This is a genomic window from Stenotrophomonas maltophilia group sp. Smal12, from assembly GCF_037079935.1.
In the GTDB taxonomy this organism is placed as follows: Bacteria; Pseudomonadota; Gammaproteobacteria; order Xanthomonadales; family Xanthomonadaceae; genus Stenotrophomonas; species Stenotrophomonas sepilia.
Window position 1 is genome coordinate 43,090 of the sequence record NZ_JBAWUK010000017.1, and the last position, 21,109, is coordinate 64,198.

15 protein-coding genes and 1 pseudogene are annotated in these 21,109 nt (G+C 62.3%); 3 read left to right on the forward strand and 13 right to left on the reverse strand.

Going from position 1 to position 21,109, the window contains the following annotated elements; translation table 11 throughout:
* Window positions 1–129: 129 nt before the first annotated feature.
* The 3 genes from WDC87_RS09715 to WDC87_RS09725 all read right to left on the reverse strand — a co-directional run bounded on the left by WDC87_RS09715 (window position 130) and on the right by WDC87_RS09725 (window position 3,483).
* A complete protein-coding gene (locus tag WDC87_RS09715) occupies window positions 130–1,227 on the reverse strand; it encodes a UvrD-helicase domain-containing protein (RefSeq protein WP_049397650.1) in 1,098 nt (365 codons plus the stop codon).
* On the reverse strand, window positions 1,205–2,785 hold the full coding sequence (locus tag WDC87_RS09720; RefSeq protein WP_111007899.1) for an AAA family ATPase: 1,581 nt from the start codon (window positions 2,783–2,785) through the stop codon (window positions 1,205–1,207). The genes WDC87_RS09715 and WDC87_RS09720 overlap by 23 nt, the downstream gene beginning before the upstream one ends.
* Window positions 2,786–3,030: 245 nt before the next feature.
* On the reverse strand, window positions 3,031–3,483 hold the full coding sequence (locus tag WDC87_RS09725; RefSeq protein WP_065427963.1) for an antitoxin Xre/MbcA/ParS toxin-binding domain-containing protein: 453 nt from the start codon (window positions 3,481–3,483) through the stop codon (window positions 3,031–3,033).
* A gap of 362 nt (window positions 3,484–3,845) precedes the next feature.
* Between WDC87_RS09725 and WDC87_RS09730 the strand changes: the two genes are divergently transcribed.
* Complete coding sequence (locus WDC87_RS09730) at window positions 3,846–4,847, forward strand: DUF6602 domain-containing protein (protein WP_252745236.1); 1,002 nt, start codon at window positions 3,846–3,848, stop codon at window positions 4,845–4,847.
* A 55-nt stretch (window positions 4,848–4,902) separates the two neighbouring features.
* Here the strand turns inward: WDC87_RS09730 and WDC87_RS09735 are convergent, their stop codons facing one another.
* The 5 genes from WDC87_RS09735 to WDC87_RS09755 all read right to left on the reverse strand — a co-directional run bounded on the left by WDC87_RS09735 (window position 4,903) and on the right by WDC87_RS09755 (window position 10,815).
* Window positions 4,903–5,355, reverse strand: coding sequence for a hypothetical protein (locus WDC87_RS09735; protein WP_049397654.1), 453 nt, complete (start codon window positions 5,353–5,355; stop codon window positions 4,903–4,905).
* A 6-nt stretch (window positions 5,356–5,361) separates the two neighbouring features.
* Complete coding sequence (locus WDC87_RS09740; protein ID WP_252745235.1) at window positions 5,362–7,218, reverse strand: hypothetical protein; 1,857 nt, start codon at window positions 7,216–7,218, stop codon at window positions 5,362–5,364.
* Window positions 7,211–8,791, reverse strand: a complete 1,581-nt coding sequence (locus WDC87_RS09745) for a site-specific integrase (protein WP_252745234.1) — start codon at window positions 8,789–8,791, stop codon at window positions 7,211–7,213. Before WDC87_RS09745 ends, WDC87_RS09740 begins: the two co-directional genes overlap by 8 nt.
* Window positions 8,778–10,103: a site-specific integrase gene (locus WDC87_RS09750; protein ID WP_223276829.1), complete on the reverse strand. Its 1,326-nt coding sequence runs from the start codon at window positions 10,101–10,103 to the stop codon at window positions 8,778–8,780. The genes WDC87_RS09745 and WDC87_RS09750 overlap by 14 nt, the downstream gene beginning before the upstream one ends.
* Before the next feature lie 139 nt (window positions 10,104–10,242).
* Complete coding sequence (locus WDC87_RS09755; protein ID WP_043034165.1) at window positions 10,243–10,815, reverse strand: single-stranded DNA-binding protein; 573 nt, start codon at window positions 10,813–10,815, stop codon at window positions 10,243–10,245.
* Window positions 10,816–11,106: 291 nt separating this feature from the next.
* Here WDC87_RS09755 and WDC87_RS09760 point away from each other — a divergent pair, with 291 nt between their 5' ends.
* A complete protein-coding gene (locus WDC87_RS09760; RefSeq protein ID WP_088496557.1) occupies window positions 11,107–12,138 on the forward strand; it encodes a LacI family DNA-binding transcriptional regulator in 1,032 nt (343 codons plus the stop codon).
* A gap of 111 nt (window positions 12,139–12,249) precedes the next feature.
* Here WDC87_RS09760 and WDC87_RS09765 read toward each other — a convergent pair whose 3' ends face one another.
* From WDC87_RS09765 to WDC87_RS09785, 5 genes are all read right to left on the reverse strand, one after another.
* Window positions 12,250–12,567 carry a hypothetical protein gene (locus tag WDC87_RS09765; protein WP_088496556.1) on the reverse strand — a complete coding sequence of 106 codons (318 nt, stop codon included), beginning with the start codon at window positions 12,565–12,567 and terminating at the stop codon, window positions 12,250–12,252.
* A 141-nt stretch (window positions 12,568–12,708) separates the two neighbouring features.
* Entirely contained in the window at window positions 12,709–13,095 is a 387-nt protein-coding gene (locus tag WDC87_RS09770) for an SseB family protein (RefSeq protein WP_072168643.1), read from the reverse strand.
* A 121-nt stretch (window positions 13,096–13,216) separates the two neighbouring features.
* Window positions 13,217–14,932, reverse strand: coding sequence for an alpha-amylase family glycosyl hydrolase (locus WDC87_RS09775; RefSeq protein ID WP_252745233.1), 1,716 nt, complete (start codon window positions 14,930–14,932; stop codon window positions 13,217–13,219).
* Window positions 14,932–16,419, reverse strand: a complete 1,488-nt coding sequence (locus WDC87_RS09780; RefSeq protein WP_164092705.1) for an MFS transporter — start codon at window positions 16,417–16,419, stop codon at window positions 14,932–14,934. Before WDC87_RS09780 ends, WDC87_RS09775 begins: the two co-directional genes overlap by 1 nt.
* Window positions 16,416–18,605, reverse strand: a complete 2,190-nt coding sequence (locus WDC87_RS09785; RefSeq protein WP_252745232.1) for a Six-hairpin glycosidase-like protein — start codon at window positions 18,603–18,605, stop codon at window positions 16,416–16,418. Before WDC87_RS09785 ends, WDC87_RS09780 begins: the two co-directional genes overlap by 4 nt.
* A 279-nt stretch (window positions 18,606–18,884) precedes the next feature.
* On the opposite strand from WDC87_RS09785, the pseudogene WDC87_RS09790 reads away from it, so the two are divergent.
* Window positions 18,885–20,896: pseudogene (locus tag WDC87_RS09790) on the forward strand (glycoside hydrolase family 97 protein).
* Window positions 20,897–21,109 lie beyond the last annotated feature (213 nt).

A 21,109-nucleotide genomic window follows, 5' to 3' on the forward strand; every position in this document is an offset into this window, starting at 1 on the left:
CAAAGCCCGTACAGATCGTTGCCACGAAGCTACCCTACGTTGCCAGCCGCTCCAGCACTGTACTCGTCACGTCGGTCAGCCATGCCCAGTCCGTGGGCCTACTGCGTGTCCGTGCAAACTGTTGCGGCGCTAAGTCGTTTGAGCTTGAGGGGTATAGACTTGGTGGCCCAAAAGCGCGCACGTGCCGTTATACACAAACGCCACACTCTGCCTCGCCCGGGTGAAGGCGACGTAATACTTGGGTGGCGCCGTTATGCGGGACGCGTCGGCAGTGCGCAGGTACTGCGTCAAAGGCCCATTAGGGAAGATGAGCACACGGCTATAGGTGCGTCCCTTGGACTGACCGAAGTTCATTGCTGGTAGGCCATCGCAAGCCTGCCGTCGGTCATGCCGCAGCACGGCTGGGGCAAACTCCTGCATGTACGCAGTGACATGCTCGGGCGCGACCAGGTATATGCCATCGTGACCGGTCAACTGATCATTGCCTGATTGGGTCCGGGGCATCTGTGGATAGAGCGCGTCGGCCAGATCACACAAGGCCTGCACGCATCGTAAACTCGTGAGGCGGTGATCGATCTGGCACAGGCCGTGCGACTCCCAAAGCTGGAATAACGTCGCCAAGTTCGGTCCGCGGAACTGGCTGTACCGAGGCGCGTAGTTGGTGGCGTAGGTCGCTTGGCGCGTGTCGCCCACTAGCGTAACGCCGATGGGGCTCTTCAACAGGCGCTCAATCAGATCTAGGTCGTAGCCAGCCAAGTCCTGCACTTCATCGACGTACACTTCGTCGTACATGTCCGCCAAGCGCGAGATGACCTGACCATGAGTTAGCTCATCGCAACGAACGGCGAAATCCGAGGCCCGATCCGAGTACATCCTGTCGCCTGCCAGATAGTGGCGGGAAATCTGCGAGCGGGGTGCCCGGTTGTTAGTCCGTCCTTCAACGAACTGAATCGATTCAACCCGTGGCTCGCGACACAGTGCCGCCTGATAAGGTCGAATACACTCGCGTAGCAGAAATCCGTACCAGCTATACAAGGTAACATTCGCGGGCACCGCGCCGGCATGGGCCTCGAATGAGCGTCGAATTTCTTCGAGATTCTCCAAGGTATAGGTGAGCATAGCGATGCGGCGCTGTGGTCGCTCCAAGGCCTGGCGGACCAGCAAGGTGGTCTTGCCAGAGCCGGCTGCCGATAGCAGTACCCGGTTAGGCGATAGCACGCTGGACATAGTCCGGGAACCTGATTGAATGAGGGCTGTTGAAAATGGCTAGAGCCGTATCGGTCTTGTGACCTTTCATGTACTTGAGCAAAGCCACCTCGTCGGCGAATGACTGGGCCAGCACGGTGTTCAGCTCGTCCAGTGAGTTGGCTTTAATAAGTTGTTCTTCCAACGATGGGGCGGTCTCGTCAGAATCGTAGTAGATGGCATTGGGGAAGTCGGCATATCGCTCTTGCACTAGCGCGATATCACCATCGTTGTCGGTGACGACTTTGGCCTGAATACGCAGGCGCTCCGCAATCTGCAAGAAGCGCTTAAACGCCAGTGATTTGACCGAGATGATGTCCACGCCACGGGCCAATGGTGCTACACCGTGGTGATCCAGGTAGGCACGTTGCACGATCAGCTCGTCGGACGGGCCCTCCACCAGAATTACCCGCTTGGCCAGAATCAGTCGCAACGTGTCATGGCCAGGAAGCTTCATGAAGTAATCGTGCGTATCATGCGGCAACTGATCCAGTTTCATCTGGCCTTGGGCGCTGAACAGGATCACATTGTCCACGCCCAACTTGTTCAGAACGAAGCTGCTGTGGGTTGCGATGACCACTTGCTGCGCTGTAGAGAGCGCTGAAATCTTGTCAATCAGCTGGCTCATGCCAGAGAAGGAGAGGTGGTTCTCCGGCTCTTCGATCAGCAGTACATGCGCCGAGCCTGCAGCATGCATAGCCAGCTTCATCTTTACTGCGCTTTGCTCACCCTTGCCAGCTTGGGTGAAAGGAAGCTCATCCAGGTACGGTGACAAGCTGGTTTCCCACGTTGAGCGCGGTGAAGAGTCCACGCCCACCGTCAATGCTTTGTGACTGATGTCCCCCGTGTGCTCAGTGAGATAAGCATTAATGGCGGCAACGTCGCCCTCTTCCGCGAAGCTTTGCCGCATGCGGCGAAAACTCAGAGATAGCGACACGCGCTGCGCTGGGGTAAGCGCCTGTTCGATGATGCTGGCGATATAGCGATCGGCTCCGGACAGTGTCTTGATACCGTGGGTGTCGATGATAGTTGAATCGAACGGGATGGTACGAGCGGTGACACCGTTGTTGGCAAAGGAGTACCAGCGCACCGTGTAGTATTCCACTGGGAGGCTGGTCGCGCCCTGGTGTTGCTGCAGGTAGGCGTTGAATTCCTCGCGATAGTCATCGCTGAGCTCGACCAGCAATCGGACGCCTGCACCGTCTAGACCTAATGAGTTGTTGGTGCCGCGCAAAGACGCCAGCGCGGGATCGTTCCCCAAATAGGCTTCAATGGAGATCCTGGGCGGTGACGCAGGCGTTCCCGCGCGCAGAGCCGCTAAGTACTCCCTCACCGTTGGCTGGTGGAAAAGATAGGGTGTGAGCTCGTAGGTGAGGTTGCGACCATACAGCTGCCCAGTTATCACTGCGTGGATCGCTTCCAGCAAGGTGGACTTTCCCACCTCGTTGTCACCAACCACAAGGTTCATGTGCGCATTGAGCTGCAGATTGAGGTGGCGAAAAGACTTGAAGTTCTCGATAACAATACGTTCGATCGGCATGCTCCATCCCCCGGTGGACTATCCTGTCTCTACAGAACTTTACGCGGCTCGTAAGAACGATGCCAACTGGACTGGATTTGGAAAGAATTTGTTCTGGACAGGCCTGGCGGGCACAGAAGGTAAGCCATCAAAGACTGCTAAATGAACAGGATCCATCGTCTTCGCTCGTCTCACGTATCGGCTATGCGGTTTGGTGGTTGTGACGAGGTGGTGGTTATAGTCCCGACTTTCTTAGTGGTGCTCGGTCACAGACTGCTGGACGTCGTCGGAGCTGTCAGGGAGGCGGCGATTCCCTGGGCCTCTAGATAGTCACGAACAGTGGCAAGGTCGTTGAGTTGACCAGAGCACATGAAGGCCAAGGCCGGGGTCCCCTTGAACGGTGCTGCGCTGTTGGGGCGTCGTAGCCAGCTGTCAGCTTGCTGCTGATCAGGGAAGAGGATGTGCAGTGCCCGGTATATGCCGAGCGCATAGCTGATTCGCTCGAGTGTTTCTGGCCAAAGGCCGTCAGTCACTCCCGCCTCTAGCTGTGCACAAGCAACGTCGATGGGCCTACCCAGGATTGCCGACTGCTCATGAGCGCTTAGTTTCCAAACTTCTGCCATCTTGGTAAACGCGCGCAGAGCAGGTCCTTCCAGGCTGGTGGCGTCACTGGCGATTGGGTAGATCATCCCTCTGGCCTGGGGGAGCAGATGAGTCATGCTACTCCCGTTTCACTCATCGCACCCTTCCGCGATGCGCCGATTGACTAAATGGTTGGCCTACATAGGCGGGCGATGCTCATGTCATCTCGACCGTTCGGTGCGAGGGAGGCCTAACAGCCCCGCCTCGGCCGACGGTCTGGCAGCCGACTGCCTGCCGGCCGCACGTCTGCATTCTATTTCAACGACACGTGGTGGCTGGTAGTGAACAACGTGGTGCGACCCCTTCAGGACCTATAAACACTGAAGGGGACAACAGTGACTACTGGGCCTCTATGCCCTGCCGCAACAGGCCTTATAGGGAAGGCGCCGGCGATGGATTTCACGGCATCATTGGGCTTGGAAGAGGAAATCCATCACAAATGATCCGAGCAGCTCCGCACCGCGACGATGGGCATTATCGGGAAGCGAGTCTGCGAGAGTTCCTCAAGCAGCATCTCCCATTACGCTTCCTGGTTACCAGCGGATTCGTGACCGATCATGATCGAGAGCAAGACAATCAGGTTGATCGATCCTGGCGCCAGATCGACTGCCTCGCGCATGACAAGCAGGACTTTACCCCGCTGTTACGCGCCGATGAATTTTCGATCGTTAGGCCTGAATCCGTTGCTGCGATCATTGAGGTCAAGAGCTCTCTAGAAATAGTGAGGGAAACCGTCCGGATGAGTACCAGCCCATCGTTTCTCACCCCCAAGGGGCGACACTACCGCTGGGCGGGCAGCCTGGTCGAGGCCCTTGAGAACATCAAATCTGCGGTCGACGTGATGGAAGCTGCATCCATCCGCCGCAATACGTACTTTGCGGGAGTAATCGCCTATTCTGCGCGCCCCCTCCGAAAGCTGCCTGAAGCGATGAACTCCGGCGAACTGTTCAAGCAGCTTGGGATTGAGGAAATTGAACATTTGCCCGACTGCATCTGTGTTCTAGACGGCCCCGCCTGGTCCTTCTCATGCGTTGCCGGAACGGATCCGAACGTCCACGGCGATGTGACCACCGACCCTAACTCTTCCTACGCCATTGGATCTCCACGGGACGGCGAGGGAAGCGCACTTCAGATCTTTAGCGCCCATCTGCATCACGCGGTTGCGGTGAATCGGCTACAGCAGCCGCACATGGTCGGAGGGGCGCACTCCGCTGCAGGCTATAGCGCGCAGGAACAGCACTACAGGATCCCCGTCTCATCCAAGCGAATGTTAGGTTCTACGTACAGCAATGCGCACCACACCTCGAACAGATCGACCATGCTTAGCTTGGTCTTCTTGCGCGCGCCGCTCTTTCAGTGTCCGGATCCCTTCCAGCAAGACGCCGATAAGAGCCGGCAGCGGATTCTGATCGGTCCGAACCGAGGCTCTACTACTCAGTAGCGTGCATTGCGACCGGCGGAGCTGCCGTGACCTCTCAAAAGAAACCACTTCCAGGTCACTGCTCGCTATTCTCTCTCTTCTTCTTTTCACCTTTCCGGCGACCAGAACGGTTCACCTCAGGCAACGGCTTGTCCAATGCAAGCAAGTCCATACGAACGTTGTTCGCGTAGGCGTTGTATTGCCATCGACGAAACTGATCAAGAAGCAGATTGTTGGTGTCCTCTAACCGTTTAACCTGCGCTTCCAAGTCAGTGATGCGGCGGATAGCGGCGTCCAACGTGAAATCTCTCGGAAGCGCATCTCTCGCCTCACGCAAATCCTTTTGACGCTGCTGAAACCGCTCCTTGACGGCAGGATAAAGGTACATCGTGTGCTTCGAGATCGAAGGCACGTCCAGCACCTTTGCGGCGCGCTCGCAGAATAGCGGCCAAGTGAGCTTGCCGTCCCAGCGATCCAGCTCACGCATTATCTTTGGCAGCGTTGCCTTGGTGATGATCTTCTTTGGCATGGCGGGTCAGGTAAGAGCCAAGGCAATCATTTTCGGACCAAGCGCATCCATGGAGGGCACTTCGACAACGCCAAGATCCATGAGAGCACGGCGAACCGGAGAAGGATCGTGCCCATCCGGAATCCTGAGGACCGCTCCCTCCAGAACATTGGGATGCTCCAATGCCATCCTCATTGCCTTGACGTGCGCGAGCTTCCACTTGTGATTGTCCACCCAGCGGTCGGCACCAAAGTCGCCATCCTCATGAGCTTTCATGGCCTGCTGGAGCAGTTTTTCCGTCTGCGCCTCCAAGAGGCGAATCCGGTCTAGCGCAACGTGATCACCCTTGATGCAAGCATGCTCCTTGCAGGTCATGCATTCGCGCTGTTTCTGGCACGGTGCCATGGCGTAGTCGTGCACGCACATGCCATAGAGCGTGGCTTTGGCCGTTCCCAGCCGATCAGTCCCAAGTTCCTGATACGTCACCGGTTGACGCTGCTTGATGCGTTCGAGCAATGGGGCAGGCTGCATCGGAAGCAGCCCACGGGCAGCCTCTAGGCGTTCCTCCGGCGAGCGATGGTCGTAATGACGGTTGTCGGAAACCTTTGCGCGACCGGCCCAGCGCGCCAGGCTGTAATCGTCCATGCCCGCCCGTTCTGACATCGTGCTGAGCCAATGACGGAGCTGGTGCGATGTCAACGTGATGCGCGTGCCATCCAAATTCCGCAGGCCCATACGGTCAAAAAGAGATTCGCCGTGGCCGCTGCCAGCGCCCAAGCGCTTATTCACCTCGTTAGCGCTTGGAATCCGCCATGAGTCTGGCCTAATTTCCTTCTCGCGACTGAATTCATTCTCTCGATGCAGGCACAGAGCACTCCAGGTCGTCAGCACCCTCTTCTCATCAAGGAAGGGCCAGTAGAAGCCGCCAAATTCTTTGATGAGATTGGACGTGCCGACATCTTCAGACGAAGACGTGGAGCCTTCGAACGCCGCCCTGACTAACTCACGTGCAGGAGCACCGATTTCGATCAGGCGCCGGACGGCCTCTTTCACGACGTCATGCATGACAGGCACGACCCACTTCTTCGTCGCTCCTTTGCCCTTGGCCGCATTCCAACGCAGGAACATCTGAAGATTACCGTCGTCATCTTCCTCCCACTGGATGCAGTCAATAGGAAGCTTCAGCACTTCGGAGACGCGGCCTGGCGCGGCCATAAGCAGGATGAAGATTGATGAGTAAAACTGACTCTCCCGATCGTCGGCCAGGGCAAACACGTCAGCAACTGCGAGCATTGCCTCATTGGTGGGAAGCTTTTTCATGCGATGGGCCTGTCCCGCTTCGCCGAGATCCTCGGTCAGGATCACCGGCTTCTTGAAAGGAGACTTCCAAGCCGGCAACGACGGGACAAGGCTGTTCTCACGTAAGAAGTCGAATACAGCTTGAAGTTGGAGCCCGGTCTTGTGGTGCACGTCCTCGCTGGAGTAGAACTCCTTGCACTTGTTGGCGCAAACGTCCATTACCGCACCACTCAGGAGTCCGACATCTCCTCGGCCGCAAGCCGCCAGCAATCCTGCCTCCACGCAGCGAAGTGCTTGGAGCATCATTGCCAAGCTCTTGACTGGCCTGTGGCTATATCTGTATCGATTGTATGCCTTTGCGAACTGCATGAATGGTTCGACGAAGGGCGTGAAAGAGTATGAGTTCAGAGGTGCTGTTTTCGTTGCGAAGACGACTATGGTCTCGTTTTGCTGCCACTTGTCGCGATCCCAAGCGCCACCATTCGCGAAGGCAGTCAGACCCTCTTTTGCCAAGCGTATGAAGTCGGCAAGGTTTCCGCTGGCTTCACGCTCAGCGCGGGGAACGAACTGGACGACATCACCCATGGGTGCCCGCCTCCAACAGATTCGCGTCGAGCATCTGAGCCCTCGCATCCTTGCACATCGAAACACAGTGCTCGACAGCAAGGATCAGTTGGTCATTAGCATTAACAATGACGTTGGAACAGCCTGCCTCCCGGGTGCGCTCCTTCTCGGCATATAGGTCCACCAGCACCTCTTCATGCGGCCCGTCGACCCACGGCTGGAAGTGAAAGCATGTGTAGCAGGCTCGGTAGCCGCTAGCGCAGAATCCATAGTTACCGCAGGTCCCCACCGCGTGTTGACGATCATTCGGCACACGGCTCCGCGGATCGTCACCGCGAACTGCCTTACGTTCAGAGTGGACAAGCTTGCCGAGGCAGGCTTGCGCGAAGGGAGCGAGTCGAGCACCCACTAGCTCATTGATGACTACCGCCTCTTGAGCGGTGTTCTCCGTGTACACATGGACGTTCTGGGTGTCGGAATGATCCAGCAACTCGGCGATGATGACTGCACCGAATCCCTCTCGGCGAAGCTTCGTGCCTCGCGTGTGTCGGAATCGCAGTGCGGAAAAACGAATAAACTCACCAGTACGCTCCGAGTGCGCAGTCGACGCCTTCGCGCAACGCTGTAGAGCGGAATCGAGCGAGTCAATTTTTGAATGCAGTTGATCTGGCGCGCCACCCATCAGATAGTCGGTGAGCTCGTCTAAATTTCCAACATCCTCAAGCTTCTTGCGATTGAGAAAGATCGGCACCTCACCTACCAAGGCAGGATCAACCGCCCCCCCAATCGCCTCGAGAACTGCGGCGACGGACTGTCGATGCTGCTGCCGAAGCACCAGATATAGGTCTTCAAGGATGGCAAGAGACCGGTAGGCACCTCGAAAAGCGATGCCACGTTGCTTGGCTCGCGGAATGTTGAGCCTAAACATGGGCGCGCCTTCACCTGTTTCACGAACGAGATCCCGCCCCCTGAGAGCAGCGATCTGGACGGGACGGCGCGCGGTCATCGCCAAGGTGAGCAGATATGCGTAGTCCTCGAATGCAATGTCCTTTCGTGCTACCGCGAGGTTCGCCCAATCCAGGAGCGCAGCCATCTCGAGGTCGGTGTAGGGCCCATTCTCGGGGCAACCACTAGCAACGGCCGCCCCCTTTTCATTCCCCTTTATTCGCCAGCTTTGGAGGAGATCAACGACTTCGCTAGTGACGCCGTCAAATCCGTAGTCATGCCAGGCAAGCAGAAAGCCCTTCAGGCCGCCTAACTGATATTGCTCGTCTGCCGCAAGGCTGGCGCGCCAGTTGATGAGGTCAACCACGGTCACCCGCGACGCTCCTGTATCCCGCAGGTATCGCTTGAAACGCGTCTCCATATTTCGCGCATGACGAGCGGATGCCTCTTCCGCATAGCGCAACAGCGTGGCGCGAAAGCCAGCCTCGGTTCTAGCTTCAACCCCCCCCGGCAGCGCTAGTGAAATCTGCACGTCCTTGTTTAATTGCCAATGTTTATCCGAAGGCTTGAAGGGATAACCATCCTTAGACACTGTCTGAGCGGTCGACTTTCCCTCGACATCGACCTGCTTTGGATTAGCGCGAATCACCACCGCCCCCCTTGGAGTTATCGCTACGCTTGGGATGAGCGGCCTGCACCTGACGAGCAGCCTTGTCGCTGGCTTCACGAATGTGACGCCGGTTGTACGTCGCTCCCGATGCCTTGCTGCGATGACCGTTCAGGAAAGCACGAACATCCAGCTCCCTAGCCTCGCTGAACGGCAATGCCTCAGCATCTTCACCCGACCGGATCTTGGCGTTGTGCTTGTCAATGCTGACGGAAAGCTCGTAATTGAAATGGTGTCGAAAGGCGTGGGGATGGATCGCCTCAAAGGCGGGGTCCACCGCGCGCATCCGCGAAAAGATCTGGCTACTCAGAGCTGAGGTGGAGAGTGGCTTGCCCCATGTATCGCCCTTCCTGTGCGAGACAAGTAGATACGGATGCCTTCTGGCGGGGCCGATCCTGGAACGGACATTCAGCATGTAACGGTCGATCTGATTGGCGAGCGCCTCAGGTATCGGTAATGGCCGCTCCTTGGTCTTCGTTACCGGCTGATAGGGTCGCGGGTCATGCTTATCATCCTGATTGCGCCGAACCCAGACGTGCGGCTCATGGCCCAAGTCGAACTGGTCGAGTCGCAAGCTCAATAGCTCTCCTCGTCGCATTCCGGTGTGTCTTAGCAGCCCGAAGATGATGGCATTGCGGAGCTGGACTTCCGGATGCCGGAACGGATTGCGCGGATCACCCTCAGTGCCTATCGCCATGAATCGCTCGACCAACTCGGAGGGTGGCGAGCGCAGATCCAAATCGTCATCCCTCTGTTTTGCCAACCCGCGCGGTCGGTGCTTGCGAATGGTTCTGGCCATCCGCGCAATTTCTTGAGCGGTTCGAGACGAGTTCTGGTGCTGTGTAACGACCGAAGCCGTAAATTCCAGATAGTCGGCAAACGTGCTGATACGGTTGAAATGCTGTTGCCCACCAATGGTGGCCAGCACCTGATTTGAGGCAACTCGCGCCTCGAGAAAATCGATGACGACGCTTCGTTTCTTGTCACCTTCTCCAACTGAACTCAACTCCCGCATGTCGAGCTTGGCGAAATCTCGAAGCGACACTATGTCTGAAACTGTGAGAAGGCGCCCGCTGCGGAACTCGGTGATCAGGTCTCGGCCATTGGCCTGCTCCCAGCGCAGAAGTACAACGATGTCGGCAAGCTTGTTTCGGATCGTGTTGACGGCTGCCCCGGCATTCCGAAGCTGGGAAGTAGCGAACAGGGTCGGGTAGAACAAAGGCACGCCCTGCTCGTCGTGGAGCATTGGAACTCGTTCTCCTTCGCCAAGCACATGAACTGACAGCATGGCCATCACTCTTCTTCTACTGTTTTTGCATATGTACAACTGTATATGAAATTTTCGACTACGCAAGTCAGCGTAGAAAAAAGAAAAGCCCTGTAAAAACAGGGCCTTCCTCGAAGCTATATCACCACTATTGATCTAGTATTCGCTAGAACGGAATATCGTCGTCAGCGAAGTCGTCCATCGGCGGCGCCTGCTGCGGCTGCGGACGCTGGTTGCCACCCTGGTTGCCGTAGCCGCCGCCCTGGTTGCCGCCCTGGTTGCCATAGCCACCGCCCTGGCCACCACGCTGGCCGCCGCCACCGCCGCCGTACTCCTGGCGCGGCGCCTGCTGGCGCTGCGGACGATCGCCGCCGTAGTTGCCGCCACCACCGCCGCCGCCTTCACCGCGGCCGCCCAGCATCTGCATTTCATCAGCGATGATATCGGTGGAGTACTTCTCCACGCCGTCCTGGCCGGTGTACTTGTCGTAACGCAGGCTGCCTTCGACGTAGACCGAGCTGCCCTTGCGCAGGTACTCGCCGGCGATCTCGCCGAGCTTGCCGAAGAACACCACGCGGTGCCATTCGGTGCGCTCCTGCTGGTTGCCATCCTTGTCCTTGCGGACGCTGGTGGTGGCCAGGCTGATGCGGGTGATCGCCATGCCGCCCTGGGTGTACTTCACGTCCGGGTCGTTGCCGAGATTGCCGACCAGGATGACTTTGTTGATGCCGCGCGCCATAGGTACCTTCGTCCGTTGTCCAGGGGCAGACCGCCAGTGATAGCACAGCCCCGGGCGGGGTGCAGTACGCTGGGCCGCCCCTGGTGAAATTTTGGGGAATGCGAGAACGACGCATCTTACCATTGCCGCCGCCGTCCGCCCGGTCAGGAGACCCCGACCGCACCGAAGGATCAGGCTGATTTCCTTGTCCGGCAATGACTTACCTTCGCCCCGACCGACGTCCAGAGAGGCATTCGCGTCTGCGCATGGCATCATGCCCGGGCACCTTCCACCTGCCCGCTCCGCCCGCCCATGACGATCAAAGGCAAAGCCACCTCCCTCGACATCGCCCACCTGGCCGGGGTCTCCCAGCCGACCGTGTCGCGGGCCCTGCGTGGTAGCCCGATGGTCAACGCCGAGACCCGCGAGCGCATCCTGCGCATCGCCCGCGAGCTGAACTACAAGGTCGACAAGAACGCCTCCAGCCTGCGCCTGCGCAATGCCGGCACGCTGGCCCTGCTGTTCTTCGAGGACCCGACCAACGACGATTCGCTGATCAACCCGTTCTTCCATTCGATGCTGGGCTCGATCACCCGCGCCTGCGCCCTGCACGGGCAGGACCTGCTGGTGTCGTTCCAGCAGCTGTCCACCGACTGGCAGGCAGATTACGAAGACAGCAACAAGGCCGACGGCATCATCCTGCTCGGCTACGGTGACTACCACGAATCGCGCGACCGCCTGCAGCGGCTGGTCGAACAGGGCACGCACTTCGTGCGCTGGGGCGCCGCCCTGCCCGGCCAGCCCGGTGTCTCGATCGGCAGCGACAACTTCCAGGGCGGGCATGACATCACCACCCATCTGCTGCTGCAGGGCTGCCGCCGCATCGCCTTCCTTGGCCATGCCTCCAGCCACTACCCCGAATTCCAGGAGCGCTACCGCGGCCATGTCGCGGCCCTGCAGGACCACGGCCTGGCCGCCGAACCGGCGCTGCAGCACGATGCGATCACCACCGAGGCCTCCGGCCAGGAGGCCTGCCAGGCCCTGCTGGCGCGCGGCGAGCCGATCGATGCGATCTGCGCGGCCAGCGACCTGATCGCCATCGGTGCGATGCGCGCCCTGCGCGAGGCCGGGCTGCGGGTACCGCAGGACGTGGCGGTGACCGGCTTCGACGATATCCCGCTGGCCGCTTCGGTATCCCCGGCGCTGACCACGGTGCAGCAGGACACCAAGCAGGCCGGCCAGCTGCTGGTGGAGCGCCTGCTGACGCTGATCGGCCGGCAGCCGGTGGAGAGCCAGAGCATCCCGGTGAAGCTGGTGGTGCGGGAATCGTCGCTGCGCGGGTAGGCGCCGCAGGGCGGGATCGCTCTTGGCCTCGCCCTTGTTGTTTGGCTTGGTCTTACCCTAGTGCCAGTGCCGAGCCGTGCTCGGCAAACTACCCGCGACAGGCGCGCAGGTTCAGCGTGCCCCGGCCTTCGGCCCCAGCAACGCCAACAGCACATAGACCACGATCGAGGCGACGGTACCGAGCACCGCCGGCAATCCGTAGGCCCACGCCGAACGGCCCTGCTCGCGTGCCCACTGGGCCAGATACCAGGCCGAACCCAGGTTGATCAGCCAGGCAATGGCGAAGGCCGGCCACTGCACCATGCCCACCGCGCGCAGCAGGGGCACGGACACCAGCGCGGCAACGATGGCTGCGATCAGGAAGATCAGTGCGGAGCGGGAATGGCGTGATCGTGCCGGTGAGCCGACAGGTAATTCCTTCAATTCCACAGCAGAGCCTCGATCCTGGTGTTATCCAAAAGGAACCACGTACTGCACCCGAAGGGAAGCGTTCTGTAGGGTCGGGCCGTGCTCGACTGATCCGGCATGGCGCGAACGGCAGCCGAGCATGGGCTCGGCTCTACATGACAATCAACCCTGGGCGAAGTCCTTCAGGATCTCGCCGACGCCGCTGGGCGAGATCTCGAAGCCCAGCGCGGTGCCGGGGTTGATCACCACGCCGTAGCCACCCGGCACGCGACGCAGCACGTCCAGCATCAGCCAGCGGATCTGGTGTTCGGCCTGCTGGCTGTAGATGCCCACCCGCGATGGGTCGGTAAACACGGCCACGTGCAGGGTGCCCTGCTTGTCAAACAGCAGCGGGTCGAAGCCGCTGCCGTCGGGGGTCACCAGGCTGCCGGTCTGCAGCACCACCTCGGAGGCGACGAAGGCTTCCATGAAGGCGCGGATCGGCACCGCCCCGTCCATCGCCGCCTTCAGCAGGGTTTCGATCGGGGTCTGCGGGGCGAGGTCGGTCATGGCGGTGCGGCACGGCGTGAGGGGTGCCTATTGTGCCGGATGTGGTCCCCCCGGTAGTGCCGGCCGCTGGCCGGCACCTGAAGGGACCATGGATTCATGAGTTGCCGGCCAGCGACCGGCACTACCGCCCCAGGCGCTGGTCCCGTGCCCGCTGGTCAGCCATCGCCTTGTCCAGTTCGGCCTGCAGTGCCGGCTGCTGCACGGTGGCGTCCAGCACATAGACCTTTACCCCATGCGCCGGCACGTTAGTCTTCAGCTGCCGCTCGACGTTCACCGTGCCGCCATCCAGCGCGTCACGCCACGTGCCGGCCTGCAGGTAGCGATCCACCTCGAAGGTGCGCGCCACATCGCCCTTGTTCAGCAGCACCAGCGCCGTCTGCGCCAGATCTTCCTGCTGCAGCACGCGCAGGAACACCGCTTCGTCGCCGTGCAGGCGCTCGTTCACCTGCAAGCCACGCTGCAGTGCCGGGGTCGCTTCACGCAGTTTGGCGATGCGCTGCAGCGGCGCGAAGATCGGGCTCTGCGGCGCGGCGTCCACGCGCGCTTGGCCAAAGTAGGCCCGGTTGCCGGCATGCTCGGCGCGGCCGCGCATGAAGCCGGTTTCCGAACCGTAATAGACCACCGGAATGCCGCGCGCGGTGAACAGCCAGTTGTGCGCGTCGATGAAGCCGTTGTCACTGGCCTGCAGGCGCGGCATGTCGTGGTTGTCGTAGAAGCTCATCAGCTCGTACGGATTGGCATACGGGCCACCGCTCAGGTGCAGCGGCTCGGCCAGCGTCTCGAAGCCCTTGCCGGCGGTGCCGAAGGTCTGCTCCAGAGCACCGCGCAACGGGAAGTCGAGCACGCTGACATTGGCGTTGGCCGGCCAGGTGTGCTCGGCAATGGTCGCCGCGTTGTAGTCGAAGGCTTCGCCGAACATGAACATGCCCGGATGCTCGGCGCGGATGCGCTTGACGAATTCATGCCACCACGGGTGCGGCAGCCAGCCGATGGTGTCGATGCGCAATGCGTCCACGCCCTGCGCGGTCCACTGCAGGTAAGCGCCGACCAGGTAATCCATCACCGCCGGATTGTCCTGGTTGAAGTCGGACAGCTCGGCCAGGTTGCCGTCGAAGATCGAGCCGTCCTTGCTGTCGACCGGACCGATGTTGTTGTAGAACGCGTGCAGCGGGTTGTGCTCCGGGTCCAGCTTCTGCGGCGGCAGGTTCTGGTGGTCGGCGATCAACTTTCCATCCTTGTCGAAGATCTGACCGAACTGCGGTTGCCGTGTCGGCATGGTCCAGGCCGGCGAACCGTGGTTGCCGACGATGTCCAGCACCACCTTCAGGCCGGCACCGTGCAGGCCCTTGGTCAGTCCGGCGAAGTCCAGGTCCCTGCTGGGCAGGTGCTCATCGAGTCTGTAGAAGTTGATGCCCCAGTAGCCGTGGTAGCCGGTCTTGCCACGGTCGGTCAGCGTGCTGGTGCAGCTGATCGGCTTGCTGCCGGTGAAAGCTTGGTCGGGGTTATCCACGATCGGCGTGATCCACACCGCGCCGAAGCCGAGGTTGCGGATGTACTGCGCATTGTCGAGTACGCCGCGGAAGTCACCGCCGAGGTAGCCGATGTTGCCGTCCACCTTGTCCGGGCATGGCACCGGAATATCGAAGGTGCGGTGCGCGCCACCCTGGTCGCGATGATCGTTGGATGGATCACCGTTGACGAAGCGGTCGGTGACCACGAAGTACACCGCATCGCTGGCGAACGGTTCGGTGGTGCCGACGTAGTCCGGGCGCGGCGTGGCCACGGCCTGGCCGGCGAACAGGGCAAGGGAAACGGCAACAGCCAGGACACCACGCATCACACCACCTCCGGACGGGACGGAACCCGCAGCACGCACAGGCCGGCGACGAACAGGCTGCAGCCGCCCAGCACCAGCACATGCATCGGCTGGCCACCCAGCCATGCGCGCAGGGCAAAGCCAAGCGCACTGGCCGCCACCAGCTGCGGGATCACGATGAAGAAATTGAAGATGCCCATGTACACACCCATCTTCGACGCAGGCACGCTGTCGGACAGCAGTGCATACGGCAACGACAGGATCGATGCCCAGGCAAAGCCCACACCCACCATCGACAGCAGCAGCCAGTGCGGGTCGCGGATGAACATCAGCGAGACCAGGCCGGCAGCGCCCAGCCACAGGTTGACCAGGTGGCTCCAGCGCAGGCCGATCGCACGCACCATCGGCGGAATCAGCACCGCCGCCAGCGCAGCGAAGCCGTTGTAGGCGCCAAACAGCACGCCCACCCAGTTGGCACCTTCGTTGTAGGCCGCCGACTGTGGATCGGTCGAACCGAAGTGGGTACCGGCCACCGCAGCAGTGGTGTAGATCCACATGGCGAAAAGCGCGAACCATGAGAAGAACTGCACCCACGCCAGGCGGCGCATGGTCACCGGCATCGCGCGCAGGTCGCCGACGATGGCGGCCAGCATATGCGTGGCCGGCAACGCGCGCGCGGCCGCCAGCAGCAGGCCGTAGCCGGCGCACAGGCCTGCCAGCACGTACAGCATCCTGTCGCCTTGCCGCCAGGTGATCAGCAGCGCCAACAGCACACCCAGCCCTAGCCACAGGGCCACCCGCGTCCATGGCGCCGGGCCGTTGATCACCGCTCCCGCATGATGCGCCGGCGGCTCGGCATCATCGAAGGCAGCCAGTTCTGCTGGTGAATATTCGCGGGTGCTGACCACCGTCCAGGTGATCGCCGCCAGCAGCACCGCCGCGCCGAAGTAGAACGCATAGCGCACGGTGTCCGGCACCTCACCGGCGGCGGCCGTATTGGCAACGCCGAAGTGGGCCAGGATGAACGGCAGGAAGCTGGCGACGATGGCGCCCACACCGATGAAGAAGCTCTGCATCGCATAGCCGGCCGGACGCTGGCGTGGCGCCAGCTGGTCGCCGACGAAGGCTCGGAACGGCTCCATCGATACGTTGATCGAGGCATCGAGCACCCACAGCGTGCCGGCCGCGATCCACAGCGTCGGTGAATTCGGCATCACCAGCAGGGCCAGCGTGGTCAGCACCGCACCGATCATGAAGAACGGACGGCGCCGCCCCCAGCGCGTCCAGGTGCGATCGGACAGGTAACCGATCACCGGCTGCACCAGCAGGCCGGTCAGCGGCGCGGCGATCCACAGCCCCGGTACCGCGTCGATGTCCGCGCCCAGCGTCTCGAAAATGCGGCTGGCGTTGGCATTCTGCAGGGCGAAGCCGAACTGGATGCCGAGAAAACCGAAACACATGTTCCAGATCTGCCAGAACGACAGCTGGGGTTTGGCGGGGCGATTCATCGCGCGCCCTCTACGGCCACGGGCGCCACCGTCAGCGCCTGCACCTGCGCCTGGTTGAGCACGCCGTCGCGCCCGCCCTTGCCCCCGGTGTAGTGCGCGAAGTGCTGCAGTGTGCTCATGTTGAAGCCCTCTTCAAGCGTGACCGCGCATCGGCCCTTCGGCACCGGGAACGTCGCCGAGGTCGAGTCCTGCACGGCCACGCTGTGCGGCAGGGTGACGGTGTGCCGCTGCAACGGCTGGCCCGGGCACTGCAGCACCAGCTGCTTCACCGCGGCGGTCACGCCCGTGTTGATCGGCCCATTCGCGTTGCTGTACTGCAGGCGCAGGCGCACCTGCCCCGCCTTGGCCGAGGTGAACTGCCAGCGCTCGGCACCCTTCAATCGCTGCTGCGGACCGACGCAGACCATCGGACTGTGCAGCGATTCCAATGCGCCGTCGCGCCGGGTCAGACTCAGACAATGCTGCAGGCCATCGTCACCGATGCGTGCCAGGCCATTGCTGGCGGTGAGCGCCCGGCCGTCCTGCCACAGCACCTGGCCGGCAGCGACCTCGACATTCCAGCCCCTGCCCTCGCGTCGCGCCTGCGGTGCGGCCGGCGTGGCCGGTGCGCGCGCATTGGCGTCGGCCGTCGTCGCCACGCTGCGCGGTGCCGCTGCGGTGGCCACCAGCTGCACGGTGGTGGTGGCGCCACGCGTCTTTACCTCGCCCGCCACCAGCAGGCCATCACCCACCTGCTTCGGCCGCTCCAGCACATAGCGCTTGCCATCGGCCTCCAGGGAGATGCGGCGCTGCTTGCCGAACAGTTCGGGGACCAGCGCGGCTGGCAGCTTGGGCTGCACGCGGCCATCGTCCTGCACGCCGAACACGCCCTCGACCACCATCGACAGATATCCAGCCACCGACCACAGCTGGCGCTCCGAATTGACCACCGGCCCGCTGAGCGCGCCTTCATCCACATGGACGGCCTGGGTGACCAGTTCGTAGTTCTCCATGTTGGAGCCTGCCAGCGCGGCACCGCGCATCAGCGAGCGGATCTCGGCGGCGATGCGCGGCGCATCGTCCAGCTGCCGCGCCGCACGCAGCGAGTAGGCACTGACGAACGGCCAGATCGCCCGGTTGTGATAGATCGGCTGTTGTGCTTCCTGCGGCCAGACCACCGGGCTGCCAGCCGGGCCCATCGGATACGCCGCCAGCGCACGCCGCGCGCGCTCGGGCGGCAGCACCTCGGCGAGGATGCCCAGCGAGAGGCCGAGCAGATCGACCTTGGCGTACGGTACCGGGTGCGCGGCTTCGCCGATGTAGCTCATGTACTGGCCGATATCCTCGCGCCAGAAGCGCGCATTGATCTGCTGCGCCAATGCATCGGCCCAGGCCTTGTAGTCGGCCGCGCGGGCATCGCCGTACTGCCCGGCCAGGCGTTCGGCCAGGCGCAGTGCCTGGTAGTGCAGCACGTTGGTGGACAGTGCGTAGGAATCACCGATGAAACGCACATCCTCGCGGGTCCAGTCTGGATAGGTCTGCTCGCGCCAGTCCAGGAAGGAGGTCTCGCCGCGGTACAGGCCCATCTGCGCGTCGAACACCATCGCGCGGTCCTGCGCCAGCGTGCCCTGCAGCGCCTGCCAGACCTGGTCGGCAAACGCGCGATCCTCCAGCAGGTGACGCGCGGCCAGGAACCACACCACGCGGTCGCTGCTGATCGGCCAGCTGCCGCCGGAGCCGGTGTCCTGCGCAACGAACAGGCCGGGCGTACGGCCATCGCGCGCCGCCGACAGCTTGAACTGCAGCGACTGCCGGGTGCGCTTCGGGTCCAGGCGTGCGAGCGCCAGATCGGCGGCAAAGCTGACATCGCGCGTCCACACATAGGGCCAGCGCGCGCCGGTCTGGAAGCACTCGCAGGGCACCGGCCGGCCTTCGTCGAAGGCGGGATCACGGATCGCATCCACGCGGTCCTGGTCCATCTCCTGCTGGGCCAGTGCGAACAGGGCATCGAACATCACGCTGCCGGTCTGGCAGCGCATCGGCATCGGCGCGATGCGCACCTCGCGCTTCGGCGCATGCAGCACGAAGCTGCCCTTGGCAGCGGCTTCGGCGCGCGCATGGCGGCCGTCGAATTGCAGGTCGGCCGCCTGCGCGGTCGTCCCCAGCGCTGCCCCCAGGGCAGCGGTCAGGCAAATGATCTTCAGCATCGAAGCGGCGGACCGGCTCGCGCCCGTCGGCCTCCCTCCCTCTCTGCACGCGTTGTAGGTCCGCACCGTCGTTGCCGGCGGGCGGGCGCGGCCCCTCCCTCAAGGTGCCCTGGCGCCATGGTAGACGCGGGGCTGTCGGCTGCGTCCAGTTGCATACGTATTCATGGCGTCGCGCGGTAGCGCACCCGACGCGCTGGCTTATGGTCTGGGTCTGCCAACGGCGCCTTGGGAGGGGAATTGCCGATGTCACCCACTGCTGTACGCGCGGTATTCGCGCACATGCTGGGCCTGGCCCTGATCGGATGGGCCACGCTGGTACAGGCCGCGCCCCAGGTGGCCAGCGTCGAATCGCCGGGCAAGGTGTTGAAGGTCAGCCTGGTGCTGGACGGCGGCACGGCCCGCTATCGGGTCGAGCGCCTGGGCGACACTGTGGTGGAGGATTCGAAGCTCGGCTTCGCCCTGCGCGACGGTCGCCTGGACCGCGATTTCACTCTGCTGGGCCAGCAGCGGCGCAGCGTCGATGACACCTGGGACCAGCCGTGGGGCGAACGCCGGCTCACCCGCAACCATTTCAACGAGCTGATCGTGCAGCTGGCCGAAACCACCGGCAGCAAGCGCCGGCTGGATATAGTGTTCCGCGTCTACGACGATGGCCTTGGCTTCCGCTACGTATTCCCCGAACAGCCGAATCTGCACGAGGCCATCATCGATGACGAGCTGACCGAGTTCGCCATCGCACAGGACTCCACCGCCTGGTGGATCCCCGCCGGCGAGCCGATCCACTACGAGTACCTGTACCAGCGCACCCCGCTGCGCGAAGTACCGCTGGTGCATACGCCGATGACCCTGCGCAGCCGCGATGGCCTGCACGTGGCGATCCACGAGGCTGCGCTGGTGGACTACGCCGGCATGTGGCTGCGCCGCAGCGAGGGCCAGCGCCTGCGCGCGCAGCTGTCGCCCTCGGCTGAAGGCTGGAAGGTGCGCCGCACCCTGCCCTTCGCCACGCCGTGGCGCACGCTGCAGATCGCCGACCGTGCCGGCGGCCTGGTCGAATCGGACCTGATCCTCAACCTCAACGAACCCAACGCACTGGGTGATGTGAGCTGGGTGAAGCCAGCCAAGTACCTGGGCGTGTGGTGGTCGATGCACCTGGACAACGAGAGCTGGGCGACCGGGCCGAAGCACGCGGCCACCACCGCCAAGACGAAAAAAGTCATCGACTTCGCCGCGGCGCACGGCTTCCGCGGCGTGCTGGTGGAGGGCTGGAACCCAGGCTGGGACGGCATGTGGGTGGGCAATGGCTACGACTTCGATTTCACCCGCGCCACGCCCGATTTCGACATCGAAGCGCTGTCGGCGTATGGCCTGAAGAAAGGCGTGCACCTGATCGGCCACCATGAAACCGGCTGCGCCATCGAACATTACGAGGCCCAGCTGGACGCCGCGCTGGACCTGTACGCACGGCTGGGCGTGGACCAGTTCAAGACCGGCTACGTCTGCGACGACGGCCAGGTCGACCGCCGCAATCCCACGGGGGGCCCACTGTGGCGCGAGTGGCATGACGGGCAGTTCATGGCCCGCCACCATCTGAAGGTGGTGCAGGAAGCCGCGCGCCGGCACCTGTCGGTGAACCCGCATGAGCCGATCAAGGACACCGGCCTGCGCCGCACCTATCCCAACTGGATCTCGCGCGAAGGCGCACGCGGCATGGAGTACAACGCCTGGGGCCAACCACCGAACCCGCCGGAGCACGAGGTCAACCTGGTGTTCACCCGCATGCTGGCCGGGCCGATGGATTACACCCCGGCATCCTCAGCCTGAAGGGCCGCCACGGCCAGGCCATCCCCAGTACGTTGGCGCGGCAGCTGGCGCTGTACGTGGTGCTGTACAGCCCGATCCAGATGGCCGCCGACCTGCCCGAACACTACCTGCAGCATCGCGAGGCGTTCCGTTTCATCGAGGACGTGGCGGTGGACTGGGAGCAGAGCCGCGTGCTCGATGGCGAAGTGGGTGACTACGTGACGATCGTGCGCCGCGACCGCAACAGCCGCGACTGGTTCCTCGGCAGCATCACCGATGAACACGGCCGCGTGCTGCCGGTGTCACTGGGCTTCCTGGAACCTGGCGTGCGCTACCGCGCCGAGATCTACCGTGATGGTGAAGGCGCGGATTTCCGCAGCAACCCGTTCGCGTTCGTTCGCGAAACCCGCGAAGTGACCAGCGCCGATGCACTGACGCTGGTGCTGGCACCCGGCGGTGGCCAGGCCATTCGCTTCACGCCGATCCGCTGAACGTTTTCCTGCCTGCGCCCCCGTAGCGCCCGAGCCCACGCTCGGGCGGCGGTGCGTAGCACCGAAATGCAGCCGAGCATGGGCTCGGCTCTACAGAACGAGACACTTGAAAGCGATTACATCCCTGCAGACGCCATTGAATACGTATGCAGGGTGATTCCCGCGAAGAACGCGCTGCCTACCATAGCGGCGACGACAGCGGCCACCGCGTCG

Coding starts and splice junctions, on each gene's coding strand:
- WDC87_RS09715 (WP_049397650.1), bottom strand. CDS start 1,227: ATGTCCAGCGTGCTATCGCCTAACCGGGTACTGCTATCGGCAGCCGGC.
- WDC87_RS09720 (WP_111007899.1), bottom strand. CDS start 2,785: ATGCCGATCGAACGTATTGTTATCGAGAACTTCAAGTCTTTTCGCCAC.
- WDC87_RS09725 (WP_065427963.1), bottom strand. CDS start 3,483: ATGACTCATCTGCTCCCCCAGGCCAGAGGGATGATCTACCCAATCGCC.
- WDC87_RS09730 (WP_252745236.1), top strand. CDS start 3,846: ATGATCCGAGCAGCTCCGCACCGCGACGATGGGCATTATCGGGAAGCG.
- WDC87_RS09735 (WP_049397654.1), bottom strand. CDS start 5,355: ATGCCAAAGAAGATCATCACCAAGGCAACGCTGCCAAAGATAATGCGT.
- WDC87_RS09740 (WP_252745235.1), bottom strand. CDS start 7,218: ATGGGTGATGTCGTCCAGTTCGTTCCCCGCGCTGAGCGTGAAGCCAGC.
- WDC87_RS09750 (WP_223276829.1), bottom strand. CDS start 10,103: ATGGCCATGCTGTCAGTTCATGTGCTTGGCGAAGGAGAACGAGTTCCA.
- WDC87_RS09755 (WP_043034165.1), bottom strand. CDS start 10,815: ATGGCGCGCGGCATCAACAAAGTCATCCTGGTCGGCAATCTCGGCAAC.
- WDC87_RS09760 (WP_088496557.1), top strand. CDS start 11,107: ATGACGATCAAAGGCAAAGCCACCTCCCTCGACATCGCCCACCTGGCC.
- WDC87_RS09770 (WP_072168643.1), bottom strand. CDS start 13,095: ATGACCGACCTCGCCCCGCAGACCCCGATCGAAACCCTGCTGAAGGCG.
- WDC87_RS09775 (WP_252745233.1), bottom strand. CDS start 14,932: ATGCGTGGTGTCCTGGCTGTTGCCGTTTCCCTTGCCCTGTTCGCCGGC.
- WDC87_RS09780 (WP_164092705.1), bottom strand. CDS start 16,419: ATGAATCGCCCCGCCAAACCCCAGCTGTCGTTCTGGCAGATCTGGAAC.
- WDC87_RS09785 (WP_252745232.1), bottom strand. CDS start 18,605: ATGCTGAAGATCATTTGCCTGACCGCTGCCCTGGGGGCAGCGCTGGGG.